Here is a 12,427-nt window from a genome sequence, read left to right on the forward strand (position 1 = left end):
GCTCCGGGTACCGGACGATTTCTCGTCATGTTAACGCGATCGGTTCGAGGGGCGTTCGGCTGTCCACAGGCTGTGCATGCCCGAGCGGCATTCCCGCAGGGGCACGCAGCCATGCGGAAGCCCGCCGCGCGCGGTCTCGTGAATGCGGGTGCGGCGCCGCGCGCGGTCTCGTGAATGTGGGTGCGGCGCCGCGCGCGGTCTCGTGAATGCGGGTGCGGCGCCGCACGCGCGCGGGGCAGGATCCGGGGCATGACCGATACGGCGGAACGCGACGACCGGGTGACGGACGACCAGGTGACGGACGGGGACGGGGGCGCGGGGCTGCGCGCGAGGCGGCTGGCCGCCCACCGCAGCGCCCGGCGGGTGCTCGCCCGGTTCGGTTTCCACCAGACCCTCCGGGAGCGGCTGGCGGTGCTGGAGGAGGCGGCCGCCGTCCACGACCTCGACCAGCTGTCCGACCTGTACGGCGACGGTGTCGTCGAGACGCTGGAGACGAAGGTCGCCGGGCTGCTCGGCACCGAGGCCGCCGCGTTCTTCCCGACCGGCACGATGGCCCAGCAGGTGGCGCTGCGCTGCTGGGCGGGCCGCACCGGGAACCCGACCGTCGCCCTGCACGCGCTCAGCCATCCCGAGGTGCACGAACGCAACGCGTTCAGCGAGGTCGGCGGGTTGCGCCCGGTGCGGCTGACGGGCGAGCCGCGGATGCCCTCCGCCGCCGAGGTGCGCGACTTCGAGGAGCCCTTCGGGGCGCTGATGCTCGAACTGCCGCTCAGGGACGCCGGTTTCGTGCTGCCCGCCTGGGAGGAGCTCACCGAGGTCGTCGGGGCCGCGCGGGAGCGGGACGCGGTGGTGCACTTCGACGGGGCCCGCCTGTGGGAGTCCACCGTCCACTTCGGCCGCCCCCTCGCGGAGATCGCGGGCCTGGCCGACAGCGTCTACGTGTCGTTCTACAAGTCCCTGGAGGGCTTCGGCGGTGCGGCGCTCGCGGGCCCCGGGGAGCTCGTCGAGGAGGCGAAGACGTGGCGGCACCGGTACGGCGGGATGGTCTTCCAGCAGTTCCCGACGGTGCTGTCCGCGCTGGTCGGGCTCGAGCGGCAGCTGCCCCGGCTGCCGGAGTACGTGGCCCACGCGCGCGTGGTGGCCGCCGCCCTGCGCGAGGGGTTCGCCGCGGCCGGTCTGCCGTGGGCCCGTGTGCACCCGGAGGTGCCGCACACCCACGACTTCCAGGTGTGGCTGCCGTACGAGCCGGACGTCCTCGCCGAGGCCGCGGTCCGCACGGCCGAGGAGACCGGGGTCGTCCTGTTCGGCGGCGGCTGGGACCGGGGAGGTCCCGGTCTCGCGCTCACGGAGGTGCATGTGCGGGCCGCCGGGCTGGAGTGGAGCGCCGAGGACGTGAAGGCGGCGGTGGCGGAGTTCGTGACCCGGCTGCCGGAGCCGGTCAGGTAGGGCGGACGCCGACCGCTCAGCTCCCGGCCCCGCTCCCCGCACCGGCCAGGTGCAGCGGACAGCGACCGCTCAGTTCCCGGCTCGGCGGCCGGAGCGGGTCAGGCGGGGTGCCGTCGGCGGCGGCTCAGGGCGTCCCGGACGCGCCGCCGCCACCGGCTCAGGGCGTTTCGGAACCGGGGCCGGGCCGGGCAGCCCGCCAGGATCGCGCGGAGCTGCCGTTCGTCGCGCCATTCCCGCACGACCTGCCAGTCGTGGGTGCCGGGGGCCGGCGGGGCGGGCTCGTCGAGGGCCCGGGCGCGGTAGGTGTCGAGGAGGTACTGCTGTGTGACGCTCATGCTGACATCGCCTCTGCTGGACGGGGTGAGGGAGGGGCCGAAGGCTCCGCGGCTGCCCCGGTGGTCCCACCCTGCGCCCGGGCCGGTCACCGCGTCGCGTCGATTGACGAGGCCCGTCAATCGACGGGGGCGTTGTCAGTGGCCGGGTGCACCATGAGGGCATGAGCGTGCACATCGACATCGAGGGGCTGCGGCCCGAGGCGGTCGCCGTGGTGCCGTCGCCCCTGGCCGAGCTCGGCATGGCGCTGCACGCACTGTCCGAACCGGCGCACCACCCGGGCCTGCAGGGCTGGGTGACAGCCGTGACGGCCCGGCTCGACCCCCATCTGGCCGACCGGCTGTGCGAGGCGGACTTCCTGTGGCGGACGACGTTCTCCGACCTGTTCCTGCCCTGGGCGGGTCTGCCGGACCGGCGCTCGCTCCCGGGCGCGACCCTCGCCGAGGAGCTGGACCAGCTCGACCGGCTGTCCGACGAGCAGTTCGTGGACACGGCGCTGGAGTTCACGTGTTCCCCGGGCTACGGCGAGTGCGCCCCCTCGGCGTTGTCCGACCCGGAGACCCGCCGCCGGACCCTGGAGCTGGCCGCCGCGCGCGGCCCGCGGCAACTGAGCTTCGGTGAACGGCTGCTGGCCGATCCGCCCCGGATCCGGGTCTGGCTGCGGCAGTTCCTCCGGGACTGCGAGGAGGCGTTCTTCGCGGACGTCTGGTCCCGGCTGCGCCACCAACTCGCGGCGGACGCCCGGCACAAGACGGACCTGCTGCGGCACAAGGGCCTGGCCGAGGGACTGGCCGCGGTGTCCCCGGCGGTCACGCTCGACGCGGCCGCCACCCGGATCACCGTCGACAAGCTGGGCGACGGCCGTACGGCCACGGGCGACGGCGGCCTGCTGCTCGTCCCGACGAGTCTCGGCTGGCCGCATCTGATGGTCCTGCACCGGCACGGCTGGCAGCCGGTGCTGCACTACCCGGTCGGCTCACCGGAGCTCGCCGCACCCCAGGCGCTCGAGCAGTTGGCCCTGCGGATGACCGCGCTGTCCCATCCGGTGCGGATGCGCATGAGCCGCCATCTGGCCCGCAGCGCGCACACCACCAGCGAGCTGACCCAGGTGCTCGGCATGACGGCCCCGGAGATATCCCGGCACCTGGCCGTGCTGAAGAAGGCGGGCCTGATCAGCACCCGCCGCCGCGGCCGGTACGTACTGCACCAGCTGGACGTGACGGTGGTGGCCCGGCTGGGCAGCGAGTTCCTGGAAGGAATCCTCAGGTAGCTCCTCCGGCCTCCGGCCTCCGGCCCACCCCGGCCGGCCCCTCCGGCAGTTCCCGAGGCAGCTCCGGCAGGCCGGCCCGCGCCGGGGGATCAGCCGTGTCCGCCCGCGCGCACCAGCCCGGTCTCGTAGGCCAGCACCACGACCTGCACCCGGTCCCGCAGGCCCAGCTTGGTCAGGATGCGGCCCACGTGTGTCTTCACCGTCGCCTCCGACAGCACCAGCCGCGCCGCGATCTCACCGTTGGACAGCCCCTGCGCGACCAGCACCATGACCTCGCGCTCACGGTCGGTGAGCCGCTCCAGCTCCTTGTGCTGGGGCTGCTTGGTGCCCGGCAGCATCGGTGCGAAGCGGTCCAGCAGACGGCGGGTGGTGGAGGGCGCGACGACCGCGTCCCCGCTGTGCACGGCCCGGATCGCCGTCAGGAGCTCGGCCGGCGGCACATCCTTCAGCATGAAGCCGGAGGCGCCCGCCTTCAGCCCGGAGAAGGCGTACTCGTCGAGGTCGAAGGTGGTCAGGATCAGCACCTTCGGCGGGTCGGTGTCCGCGCAGATCCGGCGGGTCGTCTCCACGCCGTCGAGCTTGGGCATGCGGACGTCCATCAGCACCACGTCGACCTCGGTCCTGCGCAGTTCCTGGAGGGCCTCGACACCGTCCCCCGCCTCCGCCACGACCTCCATGTCGGGCTGGGCGGCGAGCACCATCCGGAACCCGGTCCGCAGCAGCACCTGGTCGTCGACGAGCATCACGCGGATCGTCATCGGGCCTCTTCCAAGTCGGGGTCGCCCCAGGGGGCGTAACAGATCATTGCGAGCAGTTGCAGGTCATCGTGGGCAGTTGCGGGGCATCGTGGGCCGTTGCGGTTCATCGTGGGCCGTTGCGGGGCATCGCAGGTCGTTACAGGTGTCAGTCCGGGGCGTGCGGCCGCGTCAGTGCGCGGGTTTGAGCGGCAGCAGGGCACTGATGCGGAATCCTCCGCCCGGGCGCGGGCCCGCGTCCAGGGTGCCGCCGACCATACCGACCCGCTCGCGCATGCCGATCAGGCCGTGGCCCTGCCCGTCGAACCCGCCCTCCTCGTACAGCTCGTGCGGGGCGCCCTTGCCGTCGTCCTCGACGAGCAGACCGAGGCCGTCGTCGAAGTACACCAGGCGCACGCTCGCGCCCGCGTTGGGCCCGCCGTGCTTGCGGGTGTTGGTGAGCGCCTCCTGCACGATGCGATAGGCGGTGAGCTCGACGCCGCTGGGCAGCGGGCGGGGGGTGCCCTCGACCTTGAAGTCGACGGGCAGCCCCGAGGTGCGGCACTGATCGACGAGGTCCTCGATCTGCTGCACATCGGGCTGCGGCACGTACTCGCCGGCCTCCTGGTGCTCGCCGGTGCGCAGTACGCCGAGCAGGCGGCGCATCTCGGCGAGGGCCTGGCGGCCGGTGGAGGAGATGGTCTCCAGGGCCTTCTTCGCCTGGTCGGGCGCGGCGTCGAGGACGTAGGCGGCGCCGTCGGCCTGGACCACCATCACCGAGACGTTGTGCGCGACGACGTCATGCAATTCCCGTGCGATCCGGGCCCGTTCGGCGGCGACGGCCACCTTGGACTGTGCCTCGCGCTCCTTCTCCAGGCGGGCGGCCCGCTCCTCCAGTTGCGCGAAGTAGGCGCGGCGGGTGCGGATGGAGTCGCCGAGCACCCAGGCCAGGGCGAAGGGGACGGTCTGGAGCACCGCCAGGGCGATGTCGCCCGCCACACCCGTCTGCTCGTTGGACCAGCGCACCTGCGCGAGCGGCGCCGCGCACAGGCCGGCGGCCAGCGCGAAGCGTGACGCCCAGCGGGCACCCTCCGCGGCGACCGTGTAGACGATCACCAGCATGGCGAAGTCGGCGGGCAGGACCGCGACGTCGGTGATCAGCTGCACCACGCCGACCGCGCAGGCCAGCAGCAGCATCTTCTCCGGCATCCGGCGGCGCAGCGCGACCACCAGGCTCAGCAGCAGCGTGATCGGGACGACGGCGGCCCACGGGCCGATCCGCTCGCCGGCCGCTCCGCCCAGCACCGAAATCCCGAGGAGGACCACGGCCCAGAAGCCGTCGACCCACATCGGGTGCCTGCGGAGGAAGTCATAGAGGCGCTGCACGTAACCCAGCGTAGGGAAGCGCGATAGGTGCAGGGGTCAACCGGAGGGCCGATCCGCACCGGGCGCGCGTACTCCGCAAGGTGGAGTTGCGTTCGTTGTGTGCGCATAGCCTGGCCCGGTGACGGCTGGGACGAGGGACGAGTGGCGTGGGTGGCAGGGGTGGCGCGGGTGGCGTGCCGCGGCGCAGCACGCCCTGTACGCGCCGGGGGGCTTCTACCGGCGCGCGGAGGGGCCGGCCGGGCATTTCCGGACGTCCGTGCACGCGTCGCCCCTGTTCGCCGGGGCCGTGGCGCGGCTGCTGTGCCGGGTCGACGAGGCGCTGGGGCGGCCCGGGACGCTGGACTTCGTCGACATGGCGGCCGGACGGGGTGAGCTGACGAGCGGGGTGCTGGCCGCGCTCCCTTCCGAGGTGGCGGCGCGTACGCGCGCGTACGCCGTCGAGATCGCCGAGCGGCCCGCCGGTCTCGATCACCGGATCGAGTGGCGGGCCGCGCCCCCGGAGGGGACGACCGGGCTGCTGTTCGCCAACGAGTGGCTGGACAACGTGCCCGTGGAGGTCGCCGAGGTGGACGCCGCCGGCGTCGCGCGGCTGGTCATGGTCCGGGAGGACGGGAGGGAGCGGCTCGGGGAGCCCATGACGGGGGCGTCGGCGCGGTGGCTTCAGCGGTGGTGGCCGCTGCCCGGCGAGGCAGGGCTGCGGGCCGAGATCGGCCTGCCCCGGGACGAGGCCTGGGCCGGGGCGGTCGCCACGCTCCGCCGGGGCCTCGCCGTGGCCGTGGACTACGCGCACACGGCGGACACCCGGCCGCCGTTCGGGACACTGACGGGGTTTCGGGAGGGCCGGGAGACGACACCCGTCCCGGACGGCTCCTGCGACATCACCGCCCATGTCGCCCTCGACGCGTGCGCGCTGCCCGGCAGCCGCGTGCTCCCCCAGCGCGAGGCGCTGCACACCCTGGGCGTGACCGGCGCACGCCCCGCGCTCACGCTGGCCTCCACCGACCCCGCCGGGTACGTACGCGCCCTCGCGAACGCCGGAGAGGCCGCCGAGCTCACGGCGCCGGGCGGACTGGGCGACTTCGGCTGGCTGGTCCAGCCGGTCGGGATCACGGACCCGTTCGCGGGCTGAGCCGCCGTACGCGGACCGCTCCGGGGACGAGGGTCCCGCTGCTTGCCGGAGCGCACCGCAACGAGGTCCTACTTGTCGATGTCCCCCACCACGAAGAACATCGACCCCAGGATCGCCACCATGTCCGCGACCAGCGTCCCCGGCAGCAGCTCCGTCAGCGCCTGGATGTTGTTGTACGAGGCGGAGCGCAGCTTCAGCCGGTAGGGGGTCTTCTCGCCCTTGCTGACGAGGTAGTAGCCGTTGATGCCGAGGGGGTTCTCGGTCCACGCGTACGTGTGACCCTCGGGTGCCTTCAGGACCTTCGGCAGCCGCTGGTTGACCGGCCCGGGCGGCAGCTCGGCGAGCCGGTCCAGGCAGGCGTCGGCCAGGTCCAGCGCGTTGTGCGTCTGCTCCAGGAGGCACTCGAAGCGGGCCAGGCAGTCGCCCTCCTGCCGGGTGACCACCTTCAGGATGTCCTGGAGGTCGCCGTAGGCGAGGTACGGCTCGTCGCGGCGCAGGTCGAAGTCGACGCCCGAGGCACGGCCGATCGGCCCGCTGACGCCGTAGGCGTGCACGGTGTCGGCGGAGAGGGTGCCGACGCCCCGGGTGCGGCCCCGGAAGATCTCGTTGCCGAGCACCAGGTCGTCGAAGCGGTCCATCCGGGAGCGCACGTCGGCGACGGCCGTGCGCGCGCGGGTGGTCCACCCGGCGGGCACGTCCTCCTTGAGGCCGCCCACGCGGTTGAACATGTAGTGCATCCGCCCGCCGGAGATCTCCTCCATGACGTGCTGGAGTTCCTCGCGTTCGGTGAAGGCGTAGAAGATCGGGGTGATCCCGCCCAGCTCCAGCGGGTACGAGCCGAGGAACATCAGGTGGTTGAGCACCCGGTTCAGCTCGGCGAGCAGCGTGCGCAGCCACACCGCGCGCTCGGGCACCTCCATGCCGAGCATCCGCTCCACCGCGAGGACGACGCCCAGCTCGTTGGAGAACGCCGACAGCCAGTCGTGCCGGTTGGCGAGCATGATGATCTGGCGGTAGTCGCGCGCCTCGAAGAGTTTCTCCGCGCCGCGGTGCATGTAGCCGATCACCGGCTCGGCGTGCGAGATGCGCTCGCCGTCCAGGACGAGCTTCAGCCGCAGCACGCCGTGGGTGGACGGGTGCTGCGGCCCGATGTTGAGCACCATGTCGGTGCTCTCCGCGGCGCCGCCGATTCCGACCATGGTCTCCGTCGTAGGAGTCATGCACACAGTCTCTCCTACGTACGCTGGCCCCATGGATACGGGGAGTCCGCAGAACACAGGGCCGGTGGGACCACAGGCCACGGTCGAGGCCGCCGGGGGCGAGCCGGAGTGGATCGCGCTGCCGCCCGGCCTGCTGAGGATGCGCCGGCTGCTGCTGGTCGTGTGGCTCGGGCTGATCGCCCTGGCGGCCGGACTGCTGCCGGGGCTGCTGGCCGGTCCCGCGTGGGCCGCCTTCGCGCTGCCGCCGCTGGCGCTGATGGCCTGGTGCTGGGTGATGATCGAGCGAAACTGGCGTTCCTGGCGGTACGCCGAGCGGGCCGACGACCTGCTGATCACCCGGGGCGTGCTGTGGCGCGAGGAGACGGTCGTGCCGTACGGGCGGATGCAGCTCGTCGAGGTCACCTCCGGGCCCGTCGAGCGGCACTTCGGGCTGGCCAGCGTGCAGCTGCACACGGCCGCCGCGGCGACCGACGCGACCATCCCCGGCCTGGACCCGGCCGAGGCGGAACGGCTGCGCGACCGGCTCACCGAGCTGGGCGAAGCCCGGTCGGCGGGGCTGTGACGGCGCCCGGGGCCGCGCAGGCCCCCGAGGCCGCCACGGAGATCACCGAGCGGCGGCTGCACCCCGTCACACCCCTGCGCCGCGCCTGGGCCCCGGTCGCCGTGCTCTTCGGCTGGGCCGTGCACGACCCCGACGGGGCCCAGCGCCAGCTGACCCGGCTGACGACGACCACGCTGCTGATCGGTCTCGCCGTGCTCATCCCGGCCGCCGCCCTCTACGGCTTCTGCTCCTGGTGGTTCACGCACTTCGCGGTGACCGGGACCGAGCTGCGCATCCGCACCGGGCTCGTCTTCCGGCGCACCGCGCACATCCGGCTGGAGCGGATCCAGGCCGTCGACGTCACCCAGCCGCTGCTCGCCCGGGTCGCGGGCGTGGCCAAGCTCAAGCTCGACGTCATAGGCACCGACAAGAAGGACGAACTGGCCTTCCTCGGCGCGGACGAGGCACGGGCGCTGCGGGCCGAACTGCTCGCCCGGGCGGCCGGCTTCGCACCCGAGACCGCGCACGAGGTCGGGGAGGCCCCGGTCCGGCAGCTGCTGCGGGTGCCGCCGGGGGTGCTCGCTCTCGCGCTGGTGCTGACGGGCGCGACCTGGGGGTCGCTGGCCGCCGCGCTGGTCGTCCCGCCGGTGCTGTGGCTGGTCACCCACAGCCTGTGGACGGTCCTCGCGGTCGCCCTTCCGCTGCTGGGCGCGGCGGGCGCGAGCAGCGCGGGGCGGTTCGTCGCCGAGTACGACTGGACGGTGGGCGAGTCGCCCGACGGGCTGCGCATCGACCACGGGCTGCTGGACCGGGCCCACGAGACGGTGCCGCCGGGGCGCGTGCAGACGGTGCGGATCGTGGAACCGCTGCTGTGGCGGCGGCGCGGCTGGGTGCGGGTGGAGCTGGACGTGGCGGGCTCGTCCAACTCCGTGCTGGTTCCGGTCGCTCCGCGCGCCATCGCCGAGGAGGTCGTCGCGCGGGTGCTGCCCGGGGTGAGCGTGCCGGGGCCCGCGGCCCTGTCACCGGCGCCGCGCCGCGCCCGCTGGTGCGTGCCGCTGTGGTGGCGCGGGTACGGACTCGCCGTCACGGACGCGGTGTTCGCGGCCCGGTCCGGACTGCTGGAGCGGCGTCTGGCGCTGGTGCCGCACGCCAAGGTGCAGAGCGTGCGGATGACCCAGGGGCCGTGGGAGCGGGCCCGGGGCGTCGCCGACGTGTGTGTGGACACGGGCGCGAACAAGACCGTGCGGGCGCGGCTGCGGGACGCCGACGAGGCACGCGAACTCCTGGCGGCCCAGGCGGAACGCTCCCGAACGGGCCGCCGGGACGCCCGCCCGGACCGCTGGATGTCCTGACCGGCCGCACACACAGCCGCACGACCCGACCCGCAGGACAACCCGACCCACCGCACACACAGCCACACCACCGAACCCGCAGGACAGCCCGACCCACCGCACACACAGCCGCACGACCCAACCCGCAAGACAGCCCCACCCACCGCACACACAGCCACACCACCGAACCCACGGGACAGCCCCACCCACCGCACACCCAGCGACACCACCCAACCCGCAGGACAACCCGACCCACCGCACACACAGCCACACCGCCGAACCCGCAGGACGGCGCGATCCGGTGGGCGTGGGGCTCTCGCGGACCGCTGGGCGGCGGTCCCGCGTGTACGGCGAAGGGCCCCGGCCGCGGCCGGGGCCCTTCGGGGTCATCGGGCCTCAGGACACCGCGCTGCGCAGTCCCTGGACGTCGATCTGCTCCGTCTCGTCGTGCGCGGTCAGGTCGATGACCTGGCCGATACCGCGCGACTCCTCGTCGGCCGGCTTGTAACGGGCCTCGGTCTCGGCCTTGTGCAGGGCGAGCGCCTCCTGGCCCACGACATCGGCGAGGTCCTCGTTCTGCACGGCCTCCAGGGCCGCCGGGGACGTATCGGCCTTCGTGCCGAAGAAGTCGAATCCGCCCCCGGCCTGCGGACGCCGCACCGGCGACTGCGGCGGGACGGCCACGGCCGTCGGCACGGTGAAGTGCCCCGACCGCCGCTCGGCGGGCCGCTCGGCCCGCGCCGGCTCCGGAAGCCGGCTGGTCTCGCCGACCGGTGCCGCGCTTTCCTCGGCGGCCACGGCGCCACCGGCCTGCGCCACGGTCGTCTCGGCCGTCGTGCGCTCGTGGTCGTCGGCCGCCCCGGACCGCTCCTCGGCTGCCTCCTGGGGTGCCGGCTCCGACTGCTCCCGCTCCGCCGCAGGCTCCCCGTCCTGCGCATCCTGCGTCTCCTGCGCGTCCTCGTCCTTCGGTACGCCGTCGCCGTCACCGTCGCCGCCGCCGTCCGGGTCGGGAACCGTCGCGCCGTCGAACCGGGCGAGCGCCGCCGCGGCCCTGAGGAACAGCCGGGATCCCTCCGGCGAGAACACGGCGGGAACCCCGGGCTCCTCCTCCACGGTGAGGGCGCCCGGAGCCTCGTCGGGCTCCGCCGGTGCCTCCGCCGCGTCCGACGCGCCCGCCGGCAGCGCTGCCCGCACCGGAGCGGTCGCCTCTATCTCGAGCACCCGGCGATCCTCCAGGACGCTCGCGCGCTCGGCCTCCGACGTGGCGTACCGGCGCAGCAGCGCGGCGTGCTCGTTGCGCAGACCGGCCAGTTCCGTGCGCTTGGCGCGCAGCCGCTGCTCCAGCTTCACGCGCAGCTCGCGCGACTCCTCGAGGTCGGCTTCCAGTTCGGCGACCCGTTCCTCGAAGCGCCACTCGTCGCTCGCCCGCGCGCGCGTGAGATCGGCGACGCGCTTGCCCGCCTGGGTGTCCCAACGACGCAGCACGACCGCGCCGATGACCGCCGTCGCCGCGGCGGCCGCGGCCAGACCGCGGAGCACCATCGGCTCCGTGAACACCCAGGGCCCCAGGGCGCAGACGAGGGAGACGCCTGCGATCGCCGACGGGGGCAGCATCCTGTGCAGAGGCGGGGAATGGCGGTGACGTCCACGTGGCATGGCCAGAAACTTACCGCGCGTAGGCGAATCATGGTGACCCACCCCGCAAAAACAAAGCCACACCGAAACGTTCACACCACATCAGAACTCGGGAAGAAGCGGAATCGACCGCTCACCCCATTCCCAAGATCATTATCAGAAGCCGCTCAGCCGCCCGCTCATCCACTCCAGCGCCGCCGGAATCTCGCGCCGCCAGGTGTTGAAGTTGTGCCCGCCGCTTTCGAGGATGATCGACGAGATCCGCGTCCGCCCGGTGTCCCGCACGCGTTCGATGAACCGCAGCGTGTCCCGGTAGTCCTTCTCCCCGACCTTGCTGCTGCTGACCAGCAGGGACGAATCGGGAGCGGGCCGGTGCGCGAGGTACCAGAACAGGTCCGCGCGATGGCGCAGCGCCTTGTCGCCCTGGAAGAGATCGCCTGTCGTGGCGTCGATCGGGGCCTTGTAGTAGGGCGACAGCCCCGCCCCGGCGGCGTACACATCGGGATGGTGCAGGGCGATCTTCAACGCGCAGTATCCGCCCGTGGAGTTGCCGATGATGCCCAGACCGCCCGGCTTTTCGGCCACCCTGTAGTGCGTGCGCAAGGCGTCGGGGAGATCCTTCGCGAAGAACGACTCGGTCTGCGGACCGCCCGGGATGTCGACGCACTCCGTGTCCCGGGGCGGCGCCACCGTCGGCCGCAGCATCACCAGGATCATCGGCTTCGCCCGGCCCGCCCGGGCCAGTTCCAGCGCCGTACGCGGATAGCGGAGCTTCTCCACCAGCGCCGACGCCGTGCCCGGATAGCCCGTCAGCACGACGGCCGTGGGGAAGCGGTGGGTGCGGTACCGCGGCTGGAAGTACTCCGGCGGCAGATAGACGTAGGCGGGAGAGGCGATGCGCGTCGTACGGCCCACGACGTCGATCCGCTGGATCCGGCCGCCGGTCCCCGGCAGCGCACCCCCCGACCCCGGCACCCGGCGCGAGCCGACCACCTCCAACGGGCCCCCGCCCGGCGGATGGTCGACGACGACACCCTGGTCCTTCTCCTGCCCGAACAGGTCCGCCCAGCTCGCGTAGAAGCCGAAGGACTGGTTGGCGGCGAGGCCCACCGCGGCGAACAACGCCAGCTGGGTGCCCAGCAGCAGCCCGATCCGCCCGCCCACGGCACGCAGACTCCGCCGGGCCAGCCGCGGCCACAGCCAGACCGTGCCGCTGAACAGCAGCACGGCGGACAGCACCGCCACCACCAGCACGTTGTCGCTCGTCAGACCCATGGATCGGTCACCTGTCCGCGCTCTCCGCCCCGGACCGCCCCGCGTTCACACCTTCGCGAGGGCTTGTCCCGGACTTTCCCCTGCCTTTGAAACGGCTTTGACGTGGGGAGTGAACCTCTCTCCCCGA

Annotated in this window: 11 protein-coding genes; 5 read left to right on the forward strand and 6 right to left on the reverse strand. The window is 73.3% G+C overall.

Annotated features, from left to right (window positions below):
- The first annotated feature begins 249 nt into the window (after nucleotides 1-249).
- Nucleotides 250-1,446 carry a threonine aldolase family protein gene (locus ACFV20_RS16405; RefSeq protein WP_385656980.1) on the forward strand — a complete coding sequence of 399 codons (1,197 nt, stop codon included), beginning with the start codon at nucleotides 250-252 and terminating at the stop codon, nucleotides 1,444-1,446.
- 98 nt (nucleotides 1,447-1,544) lie between these two features.
- Here the strand turns inward: ACFV20_RS16405 and ACFV20_RS16410 are convergent, their stop codons facing one another.
- Entirely contained in the window at nucleotides 1,545-1,781 is a 237-nt protein-coding gene (locus ACFV20_RS16410; RefSeq protein ID WP_385656983.1) for a hypothetical protein, read from the reverse strand.
- 161 nt (nucleotides 1,782-1,942) lie between these two features.
- Between ACFV20_RS16410 and ACFV20_RS16415 the strand changes: the two genes are divergently transcribed.
- Nucleotides 1,943-3,049 (forward strand): DUF5937 family protein, encoded by a 1,107-nt coding sequence (locus ACFV20_RS16415; RefSeq protein ID WP_385656985.1) that lies wholly within the window; start codon nucleotides 1,943-1,945, stop codon nucleotides 3,047-3,049.
- Between the two features lie 89 nt (nucleotides 3,050-3,138).
- On the opposite strand, the gene ACFV20_RS16420 is transcribed toward ACFV20_RS16415, so the two are convergent.
- Both ACFV20_RS16420 and ACFV20_RS16425 read right to left on the reverse strand, forming a co-directional pair.
- The gene (locus tag ACFV20_RS16420; protein WP_385656988.1) at nucleotides 3,139-3,807 is read right to left on the reverse strand and encodes a response regulator; all 669 of its coding nucleotides are present in this window, start codon (nucleotides 3,805-3,807) and stop codon (nucleotides 3,139-3,141) included.
- 168 nt (nucleotides 3,808-3,975) lie between these two features.
- A complete protein-coding gene (locus tag ACFV20_RS16425) occupies nucleotides 3,976-5,169 on the reverse strand; it encodes a sensor histidine kinase (RefSeq protein ID WP_385656991.1) in 1,194 nt (397 codons plus the stop codon).
- 118 nt (nucleotides 5,170-5,287) lie between these two features.
- On the opposite strand from ACFV20_RS16425, the gene ACFV20_RS16430 reads away from it, so the two are divergent.
- The gene (locus tag ACFV20_RS16430) at nucleotides 5,288-6,298 is read left to right on the forward strand and encodes an SAM-dependent methyltransferase (protein WP_385656994.1); all 1,011 of its coding nucleotides are present in this window, start codon (nucleotides 5,288-5,290) and stop codon (nucleotides 6,296-6,298) included.
- 68 nt (nucleotides 6,299-6,366) lie between these two features.
- Here the strand turns inward: ACFV20_RS16430 and ACFV20_RS16435 are convergent, their stop codons facing one another.
- A complete protein-coding gene (locus ACFV20_RS16435; protein ID WP_385656996.1) occupies nucleotides 6,367-7,518 on the reverse strand; it encodes an NADH-quinone oxidoreductase subunit D in 1,152 nt (383 codons plus the stop codon).
- A gap of 31 nt (nucleotides 7,519-7,549) precedes the next feature.
- On the opposite strand from ACFV20_RS16435, the gene ACFV20_RS16440 reads away from it, so the two are divergent.
- Together ACFV20_RS16440 and ACFV20_RS16445 are read left to right on the forward strand one after the other, a co-directional pair.
- Nucleotides 7,550-8,080 (forward strand): PH domain-containing protein, encoded by a 531-nt coding sequence (locus ACFV20_RS16440; RefSeq protein WP_385656998.1) that lies wholly within the window; start codon nucleotides 7,550-7,552, stop codon nucleotides 8,078-8,080.
- Nucleotides 8,077-9,411 (forward strand): PH domain-containing protein, encoded by a 1,335-nt coding sequence (locus ACFV20_RS16445; RefSeq protein WP_385657000.1) that lies wholly within the window; start codon nucleotides 8,077-8,079, stop codon nucleotides 9,409-9,411. The genes ACFV20_RS16440 and ACFV20_RS16445 overlap by 4 nt, the downstream gene beginning before the upstream one ends.
- Before the next feature lie 375 nt (nucleotides 9,412-9,786).
- On the opposite strand, the gene ACFV20_RS16450 is transcribed toward ACFV20_RS16445, so the two are convergent.
- Both ACFV20_RS16450 and ACFV20_RS16455 read right to left on the reverse strand, forming a co-directional pair.
- Nucleotides 9,787-11,046, reverse strand: coding sequence for a hypothetical protein (locus ACFV20_RS16450; RefSeq protein ID WP_385657003.1), 1,260 nt, complete (start codon nucleotides 11,044-11,046; stop codon nucleotides 9,787-9,789).
- A 135-nt stretch (nucleotides 11,047-11,181) separates the two neighbouring features.
- On the reverse strand, nucleotides 11,182-12,300 hold the full coding sequence (locus ACFV20_RS16455) for an alpha/beta hydrolase (RefSeq protein ID WP_385657005.1): 1,119 nt from the start codon (nucleotides 12,298-12,300) through the stop codon (nucleotides 11,182-11,184).
- Nucleotides 12,301-12,427 lie beyond the last annotated feature (127 nt).

Source organism: Streptomyces sp. NPDC059696 (assembly GCF_042733745.1).
In the GTDB taxonomy this organism is placed as follows: domain Bacteria; phylum Actinomycetota; class Actinomycetes; order Streptomycetales; family Streptomycetaceae; genus Streptomyces.